The organism is Bacillus cereus group sp. RP32 (assembly GCF_040459735.1).
Taxonomy (GTDB): Bacteria; Bacillota; Bacilli; order Bacillales; family Bacillaceae_G; genus Bacillus_A; species Bacillus_A wiedmannii.
This window is the reverse complement of record NZ_JARVHO010000001.1, coordinates 3841435-3859171: the sequence shown is the minus strand read 5'-3', so window position 1 is coordinate 3859171 and position 17737 is coordinate 3841435. Positions and strand designations below refer to the sequence as shown.

Here is a 17737-nt window from a genome sequence, read left to right as displayed (position 1 = left end):
AGCAAGGTCTCATTATGAGACCTTGCTTTTCTTTTTAAGTGGCATCATTTTCCCATACGTACCAAGACGCCAAATGTACTCAAGTGGCCCGTATTGATAACGTGACAGCCACCAGCGGCTAATAAAGATTTGTAAAGTATAGAAACTAATGCAAAATAGAGGACCTACCCATAATGGAGCAAGATAATCATTTTTGAACAATAGTCCGAATACAAGTAATGTAACAATTGTATGTGAAATGTAGTTTGTTAACGCCATTCGACCAACATACTGGAACGGACGTAATAATGTTTGCCATCTTTCTTTTTGTAATAAACGCATTAACGTGACAATGTAGAAGATGAACAATGTCTTTCCGCTTATCATCGTAATACCCATAAGTGAAAATGGTGTGTATGGTTGATTGTTCATAAAGAAGTAAACCATAATAAACCACATCGGTAATGTTAAAATGAACATAATGATTTGCCATTTTTTAAGTTTTAGATCTAATTCTTTAGCACGGCGGAAAATGTCTTTTTTACCGGCATATAATCCTAGTAAAAACAATCCTAGTGTTTCAGGAAGCATAATAAGACTGTTACTTATTGCTTCAGAATAGAAAGAATGGAATCTGTCTGTAATTTGTAAGCCCCAGTTTTCTAACGGCATAATGGCTATGGAAAGGCCTAGTTCATCTACCGGCACTAATAACATGAGAAGAGAACCTACTAATGTAAACAATTGCATGAAACTTAATAGTACAATTGACCATATTAAAATAGTACGTGGCTTTCTCTTGTAAAATAAAAATAAGAAAAACCCGGTAATTGCATAAGTATGTAAAATGTCCCCGTCCCATAAAAGAACGTAGTGTAAGAAACCAAATAATAATAAAATAAGTAAGCGGCGAACAAACAAAGTTTTTGGACGATCGGTTTTCGCCTCAGCACGATTCATAAAAATATAAAAACCTAATCCGAATAAAAACGAAAAAATTGTATAAAATTTCGTTTGAATAAACATATCGTAAAATAGGCGAATATAGCTGTCTATCCCTTCGTAAATTCCTGTAATATCACGTGAGTCAACCCCGGCGATAATTGGCCAGTTAACAAGAAAAATACCTAATACAGCTATTCCTCTAATAATATCGATGGAATGTATCCTCTCGCCTTGTGAAATATTTTGTGTCATTATTTTCCTCCTTGTTAAGTAATTCCCTTTTATTATACAAAATGTAAAGAGGAGGGTATATAGGTAATTTCCAATTTTTAAAACTGTTAAGATATGTATTATGAGATATAATAAGAGTGCACAACAAGTTTTAACCTTCTTCAAAACAGGCAGTAAAGCTCCTTTCTATAAGGGGCTTTCTTTATGAAAAGTATTGATAATGATTCTCTTTAATGATAAAATGTATTTAAAAGTGATAATCATTATCAAAAAAGGTTGGTGCATGAGTATGGTATATGCATTAGTAGCAGGTACAGTCACTGTATATGCAGTTATTGCAAAGTATGTTTTAAATGGAGTAGGAACAGCAAAATGAGTGATATGACATAAAATCCCTTTCATTTGTAAAAAGAATGAAAGGGATTTTTTATTTTTAATGAGAATATGCTGAAAATTTAGTATGATAGTAAAGTGAAACTGTAATCGATGAGGGGATGTATTTCCTGATGATTATGAGCTCGCAAATGGCGGGGAAAAGTATATACATCTTGGATAAAGGGGAACAAGGGGATGACAAACATAGTACAGACAAACGGTATGAAAAAACTTGTTTGTTTTTATGAAGAGTGGCAAAAACACGGCGATGCAGAGAATAGTGTAAAGTTGTTTGAGGTGATTCAAAAATATAAACAAGAACAGCTTATGATCGCGTTTTGCGGTCACTTCTCTGCAGGGAAATCAACGATGATGAATCATCTATATAAAGCGCAGTTATTACCAACAAGTCCAATTCCGACAAGCGCTAACGTTGTCAAAATTGAAAAAGGAATGGATCGTGTTGTTGTAACGGTTAAATCCGGTGAACAGTACGAATATGACGGTGCATATTCAGCTGAAGAATTAAAACAAATTTGTAAAGACGGTGATGAGGTAATCGGTGTACACATTTATCGGAATGATGCGCCAATTCCTGAGGGTGTTATGTTAGTTGATACACCAGGGATTGATTCAACAGATGATGCCCATCAATTAGCAACAGAATCAACGCTACATCTAGCAGACGTAATTTTTTATATGATGGATTATAATCACGTCCAATCGGAAGTGAATTTGCAATTTGTTAAAGAATTGAAACAACGTAATAAAACGGTTTATCTCGTTGTAAATCAAATAGATAAACATAAAGAAAATGAATTATCCTTTGAGGATTATAAAGATAGTGTAAAACAATCGTTCTCTAACTGGGATATTGAAGTAGATGGAGTGTATTATACTTCATTACGAATGATGAACCATACACATAATGAAATTGGGAGCTTAGAAACATTAATTACTTCTATTATGAAAGAAAAAGTGCAGTATGTAAGAGATGGAATGGAGCGAGAAACAGAATATTTAATGGGGGAACATTTCTCGTTTATTCTTTCAGAAAATGAAAAAGCTCTTTTGAAATATGAGGAGGAGCTAGCATCGCCGCTTTCTATTTCAGAGATAGTTGAAAAGAAAGAAGAGCTAACGGAAACTAAACAACGCGAGGTTAGTAAAGAATCTCATGTGAGAAACGAATTTATAAAAGGCTTACAAGCTATATTAGATAACGCATATTTAATGCCATTTGAAACGAGAGAACTGGCAAATGCGTATTTAGAAACGAAATTAACTAAATTTAAGGTCGGTTTGCTGTTTGCGAAAGGAAAGACGGAGCAAGAAAAACAGAGACGTTTAGATGCTTTTTATTCTGCTTTGCAAAAGACTGTTGAAACGCAACTTGATTTTCATGTGAAAGAATTTATTGTTGCCTTCTTAAAAGAAGAAGGATTGTTCACAGAGGAAATTGGGAAAGACATATATGCTTTAGAAATTGCTTTTGGACCAGAAATGTTAGCTGAAGTTATTAAACAAGGTGCAGGTTTCACAGGTGATTACTTACTTCTTTATACAGCGGATGTAGCGAATGAACTGAAGAAACGTTATTTTACAATAGCGCAGCAAATTTTTGATAAAAGTGCAGTCGTTTTAAAGCAAAAGGTGAAGGAAGCAGTTGCACGCATTGAAGAAGAGATTGAAAAATATACGATGTTGCAAACGGCAAAAGAAACGCAATTGCAATACAGTAACAATTTAGAGACATATGAAAGTTATTTGCAAAATGTTTGGCACGAGCGTGTTGCTACACCAGAAGGATTGCAAATAGAGGAGATATTGCAAAGTAAAACACAAATTGTTAGTGAGAAATTCACACTACAAGAGCAGGAAAGCGTAAACGATAACGTAATGGCTCGTGAGGAAGAGATAAAAGGAACGGCAGCTTTAAATATTCAGCGTATATTAGAGAAAGTGAAGAAAGCTGAAACGATATTAGAGCCATTGCCAGCGCTGAAACATGTACAACAAGAGGTAATAGAAAAAAGGCGTCGTGTGGAAACGAAACAATTTACAGTAGCATTATTCGGAGCTTTTAGTGCTGGGAAATCATCATTTGCCAATGCATTGCTTGGTGGGAATGTACTTCCTGTATCACCAAATCCGACGACGGCAACGATTAATCAAATTTTGCCGGTTACAGAGGAAAAACCACACGGAACAGTAATGGTTCAATTCAAATCAAAGCAAGCTCTATTAGAAGATATGAAAGCTGTTTATAAGTTGTTTCATTATGAGATTACTACGTTAGATGAAGCGTTAGCACAAATTGATAAAGTTATGAAATATCCTTCACCAACTGGGAAGCAAAAAACAACATTTAGCTTTTTACGAGCGGTACAAAAAGGGTATGATACGGTTTCTGCTCATTTAGGGGAGCAAGTACAAGTTACATTAGAAGAGTTTTCTGATTATGTAGCGAATGAAGAAAAATCATGTTTTGTTGAGTACATGGAGCTTTATTATGATTGTGCTTTAACAAGGCAAGGAGTAGCGCTTGTAGACACACCTGGAGCGGATTCTATTAACGCCCGCCATACGGACGTTGCGTTCCAGTATATTAAAAACGCAGATGCTATTTTATTTGTAACGTATTATAATCATGTGTTCTCTCGTGCTGACCGTGAATTCTTAATCCAGCTTGGTCGTGTAAAGGATACTTTTGCACTTGATAAAATGTTCTTCTTAATTAATGCGGCCGATTTAGCAGAGTCTGAAGAAGAACTTGAAATGGTAAAAGGTTATATCGCAGACCAGCTACTGCAATACGGTATTAGAAATCCGCGTTTATTTGCAATTTCAAGTTTATGTGCACTTGAAGAGAAGCAAGGAAAGAATATTGAAAAAGAGAAGTACGGTATTTTACAAAACTCTGGGATTGCTAAGTTCGAGGAATCATTTACATCCTTTATGATGAGAGATTTAATGCTCGTATCTGTTCACGCTTTATATGGTACATTGCAAGGAGCAGATCAGCTTTTAGTAAATATGATAAACGGTGCAAAGCAGGGGAATGAAGAGAAAGAGAAGCAAACGAAAAAATATGAAGCAGAGCGTGATCAGCTACTTCATATTATTTCATCATATAGTGTGCTTGCTGAAGAGCAGGCGATGCAAAATGAAGTGAAAGAATTGCTTTATTACGTGCAACAGCGTCTATTCCTACGCTATAACGATGTGTTTACTGAATTTATTAATCCAGCATCGCTGCGAACGGATGGGAATGTGAAAGTGCAGTTGCAACAGTGCGTTATGGAATTAGTGGCATTTATTCAGCATGATTTACTACAAGAAATGCGTGCGACATCATTACGCCTTGAGAAATGGATAGATGAAGCGATGAAGCGTGCAAAGAATGAAATTGTGGTGAACTGTAAAGTAGAAAATGAATCAATTTCTATGAGTGGAACAGTGGATTATGAATATAAAGATATTGCACATAAAGAACCGTTCCCTTCAGTTGAAATAAAAGATTTCAAAAAAGCACTGGCGCATTTTAAAAATGAAAAAAGCTTTTTTGAAAAAAATGATAAAGCTTTCATGCAAGAAGAGGCTAAAGTTGTATTAGAGCCTTTCGTATCAAACTATGTAGCTGATGAAAAAGATTTATTTGTTCATCATTATAAGCAAGAGTGGGATTTGAAATGGAAATTATTCCAAAAAGTGATGCAGCAAGATGTGATGAATTATTATGAAAGTGTATTATTTGCATTGGCTGAAACAATTGATGTATCACTATATGAACAAAGTAAAGAACAATTGCAAAAGCAGTTAGTAGAGATTGAAAAAGAAATTTATGTGATATAGTCGTTATGAGAAAAAGATTCGTTCAATTTTCTTTTGCAATACTGTATCTAAAGATTTGACAAACCCAGCAAATTCATCGGTAGAAATCATATGAGTAAGAACGAGGCGTCTGCCGTCTGGTGTTTCACCGCATAAGACGAATGAAGAAAATTCATATGTTTTGTTTTCTACTACTAATTTTGGGTAGGAATACGTGTCGCTTTTCTTCTTCTTTCCATCAATAGAGATGACGTTGCACTTTTTCTCATTGTTGTCCATGGTGAATCCCTCCTTTCTATTATTTATGGTAGACAAGGAGGGTTTAGAACAATAGAGAAAGGGGAGTTTTTTATGTGTGTAGTAATAGAGTATATTTCGAAAGAAGCTATACCGAAACCTTTATTATTGCTTGCTGATCCAAGTGAGGGGCAAATTGATACATATGTACAAAGAGGGAAAACATATGTAGCTAAGCAAGAGGGGAGAGTTATCGGTGTATATGTTCTTTTGGAAACAAGGCCGAAGACGATGGAAATTATGAATATTGCGGTTGTAGAGCATTTGCAAGGAAAAGGGATTGGAAAGCAGCTATTAAGTCATGCCGTAGAAACTGCTAAAGGATATGGTATGTCAAAACTTGAAGTTGGTACAGGCAATTCTAGTGTTTCACAACTTGCTTTATATCAAAAATGTGGATTTCGTATTTTTTCTATTGATTTTGATTACTTTTCAAAGCATTATGAAGAAGAGATTATTGAAAATGGGATTGTATGTCGTGATATGATTCGGCTTGCAATGGAATTGAATAAGAACGTATAACTTATTTAGGGGGAAGAGAAGATGGAAGTACATAAAGCAATTACAGCACATTCTCGTAAACAAAATGAAAGTGTAAAAGCATGTTTACAATTAGATGCGCAGCGTGAAGCAGCTATTGAAGCAGCCGTATCTCTTGCGTCAAATGGGAAAGAATTTTCGGTTGATGTCATTAATGTTGTAACAAAGCAAATTAATGATCTTGCAAAAAATGGTGTTACACTGCAGCGTAAATTTGTTACACAAGAAATGGTTATGGAGTATGTAAGTCGTTTGCAAGAGAAAGAAGGTCGTTAAAGATGATAGTTACAGTCGAATGGTTACGTGAGCATATAGAAGATGAGAATGTCCGTATAATCGATTGTCGTTTTGATTTAGCGAATCCTAATTGGGGTAGAGAAAAGTATGAGGAAGAACATATTCTTCATGCATTATATTTTGATTTGAATTTAGATTTATCAAGTCCTGTAACAGAACATGGTGGTCGCCATCCATTGCCGAATATTGAGGAGTTTGCAGACAAGCTTTCACAAGCTGGTATTGATGAACTTACGACAGTAATTGCATATGACAGTCAAGCGGGTGCAAATGCTTCTCGTCTCTGGTGGTTATTAAACTATGTAGGACATGAGAAAGTATATATATTAGATGGTGGATTTCCAGCTTGGAAAGAGAATGGACTACCGATAACAACGGAAATTCCTGTTGCTATACGAAAAACATTCAAAGCAAATGTACAAGATCATATGCTTGTAACGATGGAAACGGTGAGAGAGAATATTCATGCAGGTGCAGATGTTACGTTAATTGATTCTAGAGAGCCAAAACGTTATGCTGGTGTAGAGGAACTAGTTGATCCAAAAGCAGGACATATTCCGACAGCAGTAAACTATTTTTGGAAGGATGGAATTGTACAATCAGGGCAATTTAAGAATGAAGCTGGGCAACAAGAACGATTCCGAAATCTTTCGAAAGATAAGGAAACAATTGTATATTGTGGTTCTGGTGTTACAGCCTGTCCAAATATTCTTGCATTGAAATTAGCTGGATTCCAAAATGTTAAATTGTATGCAGGTAGCTGGAGTGATTGGATTTCTTATCCAGAAAATCAAATTGCAAAAGAAGAAGATTAATCACTTGCATGCAAAAATAATTTGTATTAAAATAAGGTCACAAGCAAGAAATTGCTCGAAAAACTTTGTATTTTACACATTGGAAACAATGTGATAATATAACGACAAGTAAATAATACATCCTGCGGTGTGCGTAACTTATTTATGTCTAAAACCGATGTTAGTTATACGGAAGCTCAATATTTAGCGACCATCATCAAGCCGTCCTTGTGGGGGAAGATGTACGGTAACTGTGAGGGCATCCACCTGCGAGTAGCGGGTTTTTGGACATTTACGAGGAGCGGCACGTGCGGGGGTCTTATTTCAACTAACATTATATAAAATTCCTACGGTGTACGTAGCTTATGCATGTCTTAAACCAATAAGTTTAATATGGAAGTTCAATATTTAAATGTAGCTAACAAGCCGTCTTTTTAAGAAGGAAGTTACAAACATTTGTGAGAGCATCCACCTGTGAGAGCAGGTTTATGGACATCTAGAGAGAACGGCATATGTGGGGCTATATAAAAACCTTACGTTTTATACGTAAGGTTTTTTTGTTGCATAAATATATCTTATTTTATCTGGATTCACCTGTGAAGTTTCCATAATAAATATAGCACTTTCTATCTTCATCAATCTCTCTTGAATCTAAAGCGAACTCCATATGCATGCCGTCGCGCTGAATATATATAAGATCTGAATGAAGAGATGGCAAAATTTCTTCATAGTTCCATACATCTTTCCGATCTATTATGCTTGAACTCGTTTCACTTAGTTCTCTAACCTCAAAACCGATGTGAGAGTATGTAGGATCTGAAGGGTCATTTGCAAACTCTTCTTTTTGAATATATATAACTGCTGTTCCGTCTGGATCTACTGAAGTAGCAGTAACAACATATGTCTTGTTATCTTTTATAAAATATTCACACGTCATGCGTGCGATGATTTCAGAATTAGAAATATTTGCGTAGTTCCATAAAGCAGGATACCTTTTCGTTTCATCATTAAGTCGATATTCTAAGCGCATTTTATCCCTCTTCTTCCTTTTTCTTCTACTTTATCATGTTATCTTATATAATAGGAATAGAATTTAAAAAGGGGAGTGCGAAGGTGACAAAAACGAAATGGCTAGTAGGTGGTGTCGTAACGTCTTTAATGACTGGCACCTTATTTGGCTGCGCACAAGATCTTCCCCCAAAACCGAATGATAATAGTTGTTCAGATTGGGATTGGGATGATGAACTTGGGGTATGGCAGTGTGATGATAGTAGGTCAGGTTATCGTGGGCATTATTTTTATGGTGGGAGTTACTATCAAAATAAATCCACTTTTAAAAATTCATCGGCGTTTAAATCTTATCAATCGTCTGGGGAATTTAAAGGTGGAATTGGAAGCGGTTCAAAGGGAGGATTTGGGGGCTAACATATGTCGCAATACATCAGGGATCGAAAAGATTTTTATTCGAAATATCCGAATTTTTGGTCGGATTTATATGAATGTGAGTATAGTTTGTTTCATGTTTTCTCTATAACAAATCAGACTATGAAACAATTGCAATTAGCAACTGAACGAATGGGGAAAATATTTTTTAAGACTGCTAAACTTTTGCGGAATTTAAGTGACGAACAGCTTCTTGAACTTGGGTATCCTCCTGCAAGCTTATCTTTCATTAGAATGAAAGGATTATATCCTGAATCTGTTATTTCACGATTTGATTTCGTTTTAACAAGTGATAATCAAATTAAAATGCTTGAGTTTAATAGTGATACACCAACTTTTATTATGGAATGCTTTCAAATGAATGGAAAAGTTTGTGGAAAACTAGGCTATGATAATCCAAACTTGGGTCAAGAACGATTACTATCTTCTGGTGTTACAAAGGCCGTAATGGAAGCGACAAAGGGAATAGATAACCCAAATGTTGTTTTTACAGCACATCATGAACATATTGAGGATTGGAATACGACTATGTATTTGAGTCAGTTATGCCATGTCGAAAATAAAGTAGTGCCAATGTCAGAACTTAGAATTACAAAAGATGCTTTAGTGGATAGGGATGGAGTACAGATTGATGTTTTATATCGCCAAACATATCCGATAGAAGATTTAATTGAGGATCAAGATCCTGAAACAGGAGACTTCGTAGGTGTGGAACTGTTGCAACTTGTAAAAGCCGGAAAGCTTTTTATAATAAATCCTTTGTCAGCATTTTTGCTTCAGCCAAAATCAATTCAGTGTCTTATTTGGGGGTTAGCAGAAGAAAAGGCCTTTTATACAAATGAGGAACAACAGTGGATTAAAGAATATATGTTACCTACATATTTAGAACCAGATTTATTTTTAGGAAAAGGCTCTTTCGTTCAAAAACCTTCATTTGGTAGAGAAGGAGACACAATTACCGTTCGCGATAAGGACGAAAATATTATGATTCAAAATGCACACCAAACATATAAAGCGTCACTGCCGATATTTCAAAAGTATACAGAACTTCCAGTCGTATCCTTGGAAACAGAGAAAGGGATGGAGAAACTGTCGTATGTGTTTGGTTCGTTTTTAATTGCCGGAAAAGCGAGTAGTATCGGTATTCGCGCTGGGGAAAAAATTACGGGGAATGAATCGTACTATTTACCGGTAGGTATAAAAAAGGAGGAAAGTATATGATGAATTTTTTATTATATTTAGCAGTAACACTGGGCCTTTTATGTATTGGTCTGATCCTCATGGAAGTGACAACGAAAGTAAAAGAATTTAAGTTAATGGCCCAAGGAAATAAGGCGGTAAGCTATGTACTTGGAGGACGATTACTTGGGTTAGCTATTGTTTTATATTCGACAGCAGCTAATTCCATTTCACTTCTTGATATGGTTTCGTGGGGAGCCGTTGGGATTTTGGCTCAAATTATCGTCTTTTATTTAGCTGAGTGGCTTACACCACGCTTTAATATAAACAAAAGTCTTGAAGAAGATAATCAAGCAGTCGGTCTTTTTCTTATGTTTTTATCGCTTTCCATTGGGATTGTAATTGCTGGTTGTATAACTTATTAAAACCTTTACGTTTAGACGTAAAGGTTTTTATTTTATATACGTTAGTTCGCCATACCTTTCGAAAAAATTGTAGGCTACTGTTGACATCTATTTTAAATAAGAGTAACATTTTCTATGTAATAAAAATAAGTCTCTGTTAGGTGAGGCTCCTGTATAGAGAAATGCTACTGCCCAAAAATGTCGAGAGACGCCAATGGGTCAACAGGAATGATCGAATTAAGGTTTTTCTTAACGTAGCTGGTAATGTACCTATGCTATACAGTGCTAAAACTCGGCGAGGGAGAGGTCCGTAGATTTCTAATTGTTTAGGAATCGTTTATTTGTGTATGTCATGACCTTTACTCTTTTCGGAGTAAGGGTCTTTTTGTTACAAAGCTATGAGTAACTTCATAGTATAAACTATAAAATTAAACGAGGAGGTGAGGAGCATGTCAAATTCTGACTCGGTTCCGTTACCCATATACTTCAAATCAAAAATATATGATGTAGGCAGGAAACGACTTGTTCCTCCCTCTATATTTATCATAATGTAGCGTTTATATGCATGTTTAAGCGCTAGACACTGTTACGGTAAAGTGGATAAATTGAGAAACAAAGCGTTTCTTCCTATGTTGTACAGGAGGAGACGATAATATGTTATATGCAAACAAAACTGTGGGTAACACGTCATATAAATTAAGTAAAAAATCAATGAAAGAACAAACAATGCTTCAAAAAAATAAAGATTTATTAATTGAAATCGCAACGAGAGATGTAAAATCTGTATTTGCGTATTTTAAAACAACAAGAGACGGATTATCTATGAAAGAGGCACAAAAACGCATTCAAGTATACGGCCGTAACGAATTAATTTCAAAAAGAGCGCGTATTGCGGAAGTAATGATGAAGCTAAGTGGAATGATTCCAGGTTTTTCAAAACAACATGTGCGTGATGGGTTACAATGTGAGAAAATTACTGTGTCTCGAGTAGAATGTTCTAGTGTAACAGGTTTAAACGGTGAATTAAAAATGATGAATGTGCCAGTACAAGAACTTGTTCCTGGCGATATGATTTTTCTTTCAGAAGGTGATACAGTACCAGCAGATGTACGTATCATTTACGCGAATGATTTATTAGTAAATGAATCCGTGCTAACAGGAAAAGATGCAAGTATTGAGAAATTTGAAAGTTGCTATCACCTTGAGCGTAAACGATTTATTCCTTTAAAACGAATGAAAGACTATAATCCACTTGAACTTGAAAACGTATGTTTCAAAGGGACTCATATTGTTGGCGGAAATGCAAAGGCTGTAGTTGTTTCGACTGGGAAAAATACGTATACAGGAATTCTTCATACTTGTTGTAGTAGAACGTCTTAATGTGTAAATGATGCTAAATATACAAAAACAATGTATAATAGACAAAGTTGAAAAAACGTAGAATGGTAATCTATTTATATAACCTTACGTGATGACGTGGGGTTATTATTTTTTTGGTAGGAGAGGGATTATGAAAAAAGTATTATTAGTTGATGGTATGGCACTATTATTTCGTGCTTTTTACGCAACAAGTGTCTACGGACAATTTATGAAACGACAAGATGGTACCCCTACAAATGGGATTCATGGTTATATGAAACATTTATTAACAGCTATGCAAGCAATTGAACCGACACATATCGTAACATGCTGGGATATGGGTAGTACGACATTTAGAACAGAATCGTTCTCGAATTATAAAGCGAATCGTGTAGCGCCGCCTGAAGAATTAATTCCGCAATTTGATTTAGTTCAAGAAATGACTGCGAAATTGTCTATTCCAGTTATCGGTATGAAAGGGTATGAAGCGGATGATTGTATCGGCACGCTTGCAAAACAATACTGTAATGAAGCGGAAGTGTATATTTTAACAGGTGATACGGATTTACTCCAGCTTGTTGATAAGAACGTTACAGTAATGCTCTTGCGCAAAGGAATCGGAAATTACGAATATTACACACCAGAGAAAATCATGGAAGAAAAAGGCGTAGAGCCGTGGCAAATCGTGCATGCGAAAGCATTCATGGGAGATACGAGCGATAATTACCCAGGTGTAAAAGGTATCGGGGAAAAAACAGCGTATAAATTGATTCAAGAGCACGGAACAGTAGCAACTGTACTAGAAAATGTAGCATCATTAACGAAAGCGCAGCGCACAAAGATTGAAAGTGATTTAGAGAACTTAAATATTTCATTACAATTGGCACAAATTCATTGTGAAGTTCCAATTTCATGTTTACTAGAAGAAGGATTACACACAATGGATGAAGAAAAACTTAGATTCGTTTGTGAAGAAATGAATTGGGGAAGACCTGAAATATTAATCAATATGCTATAAATAGTTTTGAAAGAGGGGTGTTATATAAGTCAAACTTTGACTTATATAACACCCCTCTTTTTGTTTTTACGAACAGTATCGTAGTAAATAAAATTATATCGAACTCAATTTTAAATATATAAATGTTTCGACAAAATATATGGATAGAAGTTGATGACAATAGCAACTTTGATAATGAAATGAAGCAATTTCAAAATGGTTTTAGGATGATCACATTTTTGTATGTTCACAAAGTTGTCAGAAAATAAATGAAATTTTCATATGAAGTTCAAATGGAATTCACAACAATCAATTATTATAAGGGCACACAGATAATTCCTTATCTTTTATATAAACCATCCCCCAAGGAGGACAATGAAAATGAGAAAAAAAGTGAGAAAATCTTTTAAACAATTATTAATTGAAAATAAACAATCACTATTAAATAATAAAGAAAATATGAAAGAAATTGAAGAGAGAATTGAGAAACGACATGTAGCATATAGTGGTGCTAGCAATTGATAATTTTGCTTATGAAAAAAGCTTGTAGTTTGGATACTATCCAAACTACAAGCTTTTTCTTTTTTATTACTTCCACCAAATCCAAGCCCAAAAGTAATTTCGTATATTTCGAGGAGTAACGCGTATAAAACGTTCACCGTTAAAGAAGCAATTTAAATTTGGAAGTGTTTCATCTGGATTTTCTGAAATAAAAGAGACGATGTTTTCGTTGCTTGTAACGGTTACTGTAATTGGTGGATCGGTAGGCGAGACTTGAAGTTGTAACGAAATATTCGCCGTGTTTTTGAATTCATTATTAACAGGTGGACTTATCACTTGTACTGTGAATAATACAATAATTGTTTCGTTTGGTTCCAAATTAGTAGCGACTAGGAAACCGATATTCGGATTCGCTAGTGGAGAGCGTTCGCTGTTAATAAAGACAGTGCCGTTCATAAATTGTAAACCTAGTGGAATGGTATCTTGTAATGAAACATTTGAAAGTGAAATATCAGAAGTATTTGTAATACGCACCGTATAATCAAAATATTGGTTTAAATAAGCTGAGCTGACGGAAGCATCTTTCACTACTGTTGCAGTTATAAATTGAACTGGTATACGAACGATATTTGAATTGTCAATGAAAGTAATAATTGGGTCCTGTGGTGTCAATTGGAAGGCGGCTGTGACGGAAGCAGAATTGATAATTGTGCTGTTTGAAGGGATAGACGTGACGAGAACTTTAAATGCTATCTTTGCTACGGAGCCAGCTGATAAAGCACCGATATTCATACCAGTGTCTGGACGGACATTTAGAACAGGAGTGCCGTTAATGGTTACGCTGTTTTCTATAAATGTTGTACCAGTTGGAATGGTATCTAAAATAGAAGTACTTATCGTAGGAATCGGGGAATGGTTCAATACCTCACAAGTTCTGCGTAAAGAATCGTACTACCAGCAGGGATATTTAAAATAGCGGTAGAACTATTTTGTGTATAGTTTAATGTTGTACCAGCAGGAAAAGTCGTTACTTGTAAAGCAGTATTCGTAGTTACGAATGCACCAATTGCCCCGATTGTACCAGCACGGTTTTGATTACTAATTTTACTTAACTCGAGTGTATTACCTGTAATTGCGAGTGCGCCGTTAGTGGTGGTAGAAAATCGATTCGTAATGGGCATGTTGTCACCTCATTTACAATATAGTCTTGGTCAAAATAGGATATGTGTGTGACAGATAAAGTGAAACATGTACAAGTTGATTTGATAATAATGATTTAAATGTCTAGATAAGGGGATGAAGTATGCTTGAATTGGAAATTATGGTGGAGCGTCTTAGGGACGAACAAATAGGCGATATTGTAGCATTATCTTCTTATATTGGGTGGGATTATAACAAAGAAGAAATTGAGACTATTTTTGATTCAGGTATTATATACGGTGTGTGGAATAAGAGAAAGGAACTTATTGCTAGCGCGGCAATTATATTATATGGGGAGAAATTAGCGTCTATCGGAATGGTCATTGTACATCCGAATTATAAGGGAAGTGGGATTGGAAAGGTGATAACGAATGCATGTATTAAGAGCGTATCGGCTCAAACCTCAATTATGCTTATTGCCACGGATGAAGGAAAGCCGTTATATGAAAAACTAGGATTTAGGGCAGTAAGCTATGTTTCTAAATACATATGTAACTCGTACAATGTGAATGATTATTGTGTAGGAAATGAAGATTATATGATGAATTATGAAGAGTGTGATTTAGAAGAAATAATAAAATTAGATGAAAATGCGTTTGGAACAAATAGAAAAGCATTTTTAACGAAAAGAATTATACAAAGTGAACAATGCATCGTTGTAAAGGACAACAAACAAAATGTATTAGGTTACGGTTTAAGTATACAAACATCAGAAAATAAAATAATAGGACCAGTCGTTGCGAAAAATGATGCGATGGCAATGAGGATTGTACATGATTTAGCAAGAGAGCATCATGGTAAATTAAGAATTGATGTACCAGAAGGAAAGAAAGGTTTCATGAAAGAATTAGAGATTACTGGTTTTCAAAAGGTTAATACACCACCAATTATGATAAAAAATAGTGATCAATTTTTGAAAAGAAATGGAGAACTATACAGTATTGCAGCGCAAATTTTTGGATAAAAAAGAATCCTTTTGTGAAAAGGATTCTTTTTTATAGCCAACTTAATCGCGATATTGATCATGAATAGGTTGAAAAAGGTCTTCCTCGATATCTCTCACCATAGAAAAATGATCCACATTATAATGACCGTGTAGAACTTTATTATGGTGCTCGATAATTTGCTCTGCAGATAACACGTTAGAATCAGTTGTGGAATGACCGTTTTTAATTAATGTAACGTCAAAGCCTTGTACAGTTGCTGTTCTAACGGCGGTGTCGATGCAATGTTCTGTTTTACATCCACCTATAACGAGATGGTTAATTTTTTCTTCTTTTAAAAGTTCAAGTAAAGAAGTGCCATAGAATGCGTTTGTTGCTGCTTTATTAATAAGGATTGCGGACTGAGGTACTTTAATTTCATTATGTACTTCAAATCCTTCTCCGCTACCAGAAGCAACATCGATATCTCTTACGAAAACAATAAGGGCATTTGCATGTATTGCTTTTTGTACGGCTGTATTTAGTGTAGATAATAACTCTTTTTTGCGAAAAACTTCTTTTTCTTGTTCATTCCCATCCATTAATTCTTGCTGCGCATCGATAATTAATAGTGCTTGTTTCATCGTGTCTCCCCTTTAATATGAAATAAGTTCCACTATACATATTCATTCATATTGCAAGGAAATCCTTTATTGTCTATGCAGTAGACGATAGATTTACAAAGTTGTCAAAGAAATTTCATTCTCATAGCGTGTAAAAACATGTATGATAGGAGATGGAGAATTTTTGAGTAGGTGGGAATAACATGCAAACAGTAGAAGATTATCTTTCATTCTTACATACGAAAGGATTTAAATTATCAGAGGAAGCACAAGGATTTATTATGTTCGGACAAGGATATACTGGTGCATCTGATGGAATTGTGAACGCAGCAATAGAAGCGACAATTAAACATCAATTACAGTTTGATGGAAGTTATTTTGTTGCGTTATTAGAACGATTGAAAGAAGAAGAAATTACAGATAAAAAAAGCGCTAAGGCTTTTATGCGGAAGTTACAAGCGTAACTTCATGCAGCCTGCGCTTCTTTTTTGGTTTTGGAAGGTAATTCAACAAAAACCATGCCTAGGAAAATACATAGGCATCCGATAATAGCGGAAACAGAAAGTTGTTCGTTTGCAACGAGAACGCCTGTTAAGGCAGCAAAAACGGGCTCCATTGCGAAAATGATTGCTACTCTCGTTGGAGACGTATGTTTTTGTGCTGATGTTTGAATAAAAAAAGCAATGGATGTCGCAAATAGGGAAGTTAGAAATAGAGCGAATAAAAAGGAAGAATTCGTCCATAATGCTACTGAAAATAATTTTTCCCAATCTTCAAACAAAAAAGCGCAAATAGAAGAAAACATACCGACAGCTAATACTTGCGACGTGCTTAACAATAAAGGTGATATTTTCTTAGAGAAGGAGCCGTTAACAAGAATATGGGCAGCGAAAGCAACTGCACAACCGAGAACGAGTATATCTCCAATGTTTAATTGAAAAGAATCACCAGCAGTTAATAAGTATAAACCTGCTGTTGCTACAGCAATACCCATTACGATAAAAATGGTAGCTTTTTGTTTTAAAAAGATAAAAGACAAAATGGGTACCATAACGATACTAAGACCTGTTAAGAAACCAGCTTTTGAAGAAGTTGTATAAAGTAAGCCGAATGTTTGTAATACATAGCCAACGCATAAAAAAAATCCAACGATTAATCCAGCGAGACTACTCTGTTTTATATCTTGTTTTGAAGCTTTTTTTGAGAAAATTATTTGAACGAATAATAAAATAATTCCAGCGAATAAAAAGCGAATGCCATTAAAAGTAAATGGACCAACGAAAGACATAGCATTTTGAACGACAACAAACGTAGCTCCCCAAATAAAAGAGACAAATAATAAAGCAAGAGGAGCAACCCAATCTTTTTTCATACTCATACCCCCGTTAATTTTGTAAGATAGCTTTTCTAGCTAATTCATCAGCAACTTTATTTTGACTACTTGGAATCCACTTAATAAAAAAGAGATCGAAACTTTTTATGTACTGTAATGCTTCTTCTAATAGTGGTGCAAACATTTTATTTTTTGCGTATTCTTTTTCGACAGCTCGCTCGACAAGTTGCGAATCTGTACGAAAAGAGACAATGTTATAATTATGCTCCGTGCAATATTTTAATGCCGCAAGTAAAGCGTGGTATTCTGCTTCATGATTGGACATTGTCCCAAGGGGCAATGATAATTGTACAGCTGGTTGCACCCCTTTAATAAACACTCCAGCACCAGAAGGACCAGGATTTCCTTTTGATGCACCATCAATATATACTTCAATCAAAATGAGAAACCTCCAAATTATAAGATGATCCCCTACTTATATGT

At 35.2% G+C, this 17737-nt stretch carries 19 protein-coding genes, 2 other RNA genes, 1 pseudogene and 1 riboswitch; of the genes and pseudogenes, 14 read left to right on the top strand and 8 right to left on the bottom strand.

Annotation, left to right across the window (positions count from 1 at the left end):
• Window positions 1-12: 12 nt before the first annotated feature.
• Window positions 13-1176 carry a DUF418 domain-containing protein gene (locus tag QCI46_RS19805; protein WP_088608768.1) on the bottom strand — a complete coding sequence of 388 codons (1164 nt, stop codon included), beginning with the start codon at window positions 1174-1176 and terminating at the stop codon, window positions 13-15.
• 549 nt (window positions 1177-1725) lie between these two features.
• On the opposite strand from QCI46_RS19805, the gene QCI46_RS19800 reads away from it, so the two are divergent.
• The gene (locus tag QCI46_RS19800; protein WP_353841229.1) at window positions 1726-5385 is read left to right on the top strand and encodes a dynamin family protein; all 3660 of its coding nucleotides are present in this window, start codon (window positions 1726-1728) and stop codon (window positions 5383-5385) included.
• A 3-nt stretch (window positions 5386-5388) separates the two neighbouring features.
• Here QCI46_RS19800 and QCI46_RS19795 read toward each other — a convergent pair whose 3' ends face one another.
• The gene (locus QCI46_RS19795) at window positions 5389-5643 is read right to left on the bottom strand and encodes a DUF3931 domain-containing protein (protein WP_000369740.1); all 255 of its coding nucleotides are present in this window, start codon (window positions 5641-5643) and stop codon (window positions 5389-5391) included.
• A 72-nt stretch (window positions 5644-5715) separates the two neighbouring features.
• Between QCI46_RS19795 and QCI46_RS19790 the strand changes: the two genes are divergently transcribed.
• The 5 genes from QCI46_RS19790 (at window position 5716) to ssrS (QCI46_RS19770) (ending at window position 7817) form a co-directional block, all read left to right on the top strand.
• On the top strand, window positions 5716-6183 hold the full coding sequence (locus QCI46_RS19790; protein WP_353841228.1) for a GNAT family N-acetyltransferase: 468 nt from the start codon (window positions 5716-5718) through the stop codon (window positions 6181-6183).
• 21 nt (window positions 6184-6204) lie between these two features.
• Entirely contained in the window at window positions 6205-6477 is a 273-nt protein-coding gene (locus QCI46_RS19785; RefSeq protein WP_353841227.1) for a YpbS family protein, read from the top strand.
• Window positions 6478-6479: 2 nt separating this feature from the next.
• Window positions 6480-7313 (top strand): sulfurtransferase, encoded by an 834-nt coding sequence (locus tag QCI46_RS19780; RefSeq protein WP_353841226.1) that lies wholly within the window; start codon window positions 6480-6482, stop codon window positions 7311-7313.
• 116 nt (window positions 7314-7429) lie between these two features.
• Window positions 7430-7612, top strand: a non-coding RNA gene (ssrS, locus tag QCI46_RS19775) — 6S RNA.
• A 21-nt stretch (window positions 7613-7633) separates the two neighbouring features.
• A non-coding RNA gene (gene ssrS / locus QCI46_RS19770) (6S RNA) lies at window positions 7634-7817 on the top strand.
• Between the two features lie 55 nt (window positions 7818-7872).
• On the opposite strand, the gene QCI46_RS19765 is transcribed toward ssrS (QCI46_RS19770), so the two are convergent.
• Complete coding sequence (locus QCI46_RS19765; protein WP_001235541.1) at window positions 7873-8322, bottom strand: hypothetical protein; 450 nt, start codon at window positions 8320-8322, stop codon at window positions 7873-7875.
• A gap of 83 nt (window positions 8323-8405) precedes the next feature.
• On the opposite strand from QCI46_RS19765, the gene QCI46_RS19760 reads away from it, so the two are divergent.
• The 6 genes from QCI46_RS19760 to QCI46_RS19735 all read left to right on the top strand — a co-directional run bounded on the left by QCI46_RS19760 (window position 8406) and on the right by QCI46_RS19735 (window position 13196).
• Entirely contained in the window at window positions 8406-8717 is a 312-nt protein-coding gene (locus QCI46_RS19760) for a hypothetical protein (protein ID WP_000169027.1), read from the top strand.
• Window positions 8718-8720: 3 nt separating this feature from the next.
• A complete protein-coding gene (locus tag QCI46_RS19755) occupies window positions 8721-9956 on the top strand; it encodes a glutathionylspermidine synthase family protein (RefSeq protein ID WP_075308822.1) in 1236 nt (411 codons plus the stop codon).
• Entirely contained in the window at window positions 9953-10339 is a 387-nt protein-coding gene (locus tag QCI46_RS19750) for a DUF350 domain-containing protein (protein ID WP_048561313.1), read from the top strand. The genes QCI46_RS19755 and QCI46_RS19750 overlap by 4 nt, the downstream gene beginning before the upstream one ends.
• A 125-nt stretch (window positions 10340-10464) precedes the next feature.
• A riboswitch (M-box (ykoK) riboswitch) is annotated at window positions 10465-10630 on the top strand.
• 342 nt (window positions 10631-10972) lie between these two features.
• Window positions 10973-11698, top strand: coding sequence for a P-type ATPase actuator domain-containing protein (locus QCI46_RS19745; RefSeq protein ID WP_000964966.1), 726 nt, complete (start codon window positions 10973-10975; stop codon window positions 11696-11698).
• A gap of 130 nt (window positions 11699-11828) precedes the next feature.
• Entirely contained in the window at window positions 11829-12695 is an 867-nt protein-coding gene (locus QCI46_RS19740) for a 5'-3' exonuclease (RefSeq protein WP_000757060.1), read from the top strand.
• 360 nt (window positions 12696-13055) lie between these two features.
• Window positions 13056-13196, top strand: a complete 141-nt coding sequence (locus tag QCI46_RS19735; protein WP_001228048.1) for an FbpB family small basic protein — start codon at window positions 13056-13058, stop codon at window positions 13194-13196.
• A gap of 66 nt (window positions 13197-13262) precedes the next feature.
• Here the strand turns inward: QCI46_RS19735 and QCI46_RS19730 are convergent.
• Window positions 13263-14102: pseudogene (locus QCI46_RS19730) on the bottom strand (hypothetical protein); the annotation flags it as partial.
• On the bottom strand, window positions 14093-14356 hold the full coding sequence (locus tag QCI46_RS19725) for a hypothetical protein (protein ID WP_353841225.1): 264 nt from the start codon (window positions 14354-14356) through the stop codon (window positions 14093-14095). The pseudogene QCI46_RS19730 and the gene QCI46_RS19725, both read right to left, overlap by 10 nt.
• Window positions 14357-14478: 122 nt before the next feature.
• Here QCI46_RS19725 and QCI46_RS19720 point away from each other — a divergent pair, with 122 nt between their 5' ends.
• The gene (locus tag QCI46_RS19720) at window positions 14479-15339 is read left to right on the top strand and encodes a GNAT family N-acetyltransferase (RefSeq protein WP_353841224.1); all 861 of its coding nucleotides are present in this window, start codon (window positions 14479-14481) and stop codon (window positions 15337-15339) included.
• A 42-nt stretch (window positions 15340-15381) separates the two neighbouring features.
• Here the strand turns inward: QCI46_RS19720 and QCI46_RS19715 are convergent, their stop codons facing one another.
• The gene (locus tag QCI46_RS19715; protein WP_353841223.1) at window positions 15382-15942 is read right to left on the bottom strand and encodes a cysteine hydrolase family protein; all 561 of its coding nucleotides are present in this window, start codon (window positions 15940-15942) and stop codon (window positions 15382-15384) included.
• 182 nt (window positions 15943-16124) lie between these two features.
• Between QCI46_RS19715 and QCI46_RS19710 the strand changes: the two genes are divergently transcribed.
• On the top strand, window positions 16125-16385 hold the full coding sequence (locus QCI46_RS19710; protein WP_001195212.1) for a DUF6123 family protein: 261 nt from the start codon (window positions 16125-16127) through the stop codon (window positions 16383-16385).
• A 2-nt stretch (window positions 16386-16387) separates the two neighbouring features.
• Here the strand turns inward: QCI46_RS19710 and QCI46_RS19705 are convergent, their stop codons facing one another.
• A complete protein-coding gene (locus QCI46_RS19705; RefSeq protein WP_353841222.1) occupies window positions 16388-17293 on the bottom strand; it encodes a DMT family transporter in 906 nt (301 codons plus the stop codon).
• 13 nt (window positions 17294-17306) lie between these two features.
• Complete coding sequence (locus QCI46_RS19700; protein WP_000573873.1) at window positions 17307-17693, bottom strand: reverse transcriptase-like protein; 387 nt, start codon at window positions 17691-17693, stop codon at window positions 17307-17309.
• Window positions 17694-17737 lie beyond the last annotated feature (44 nt).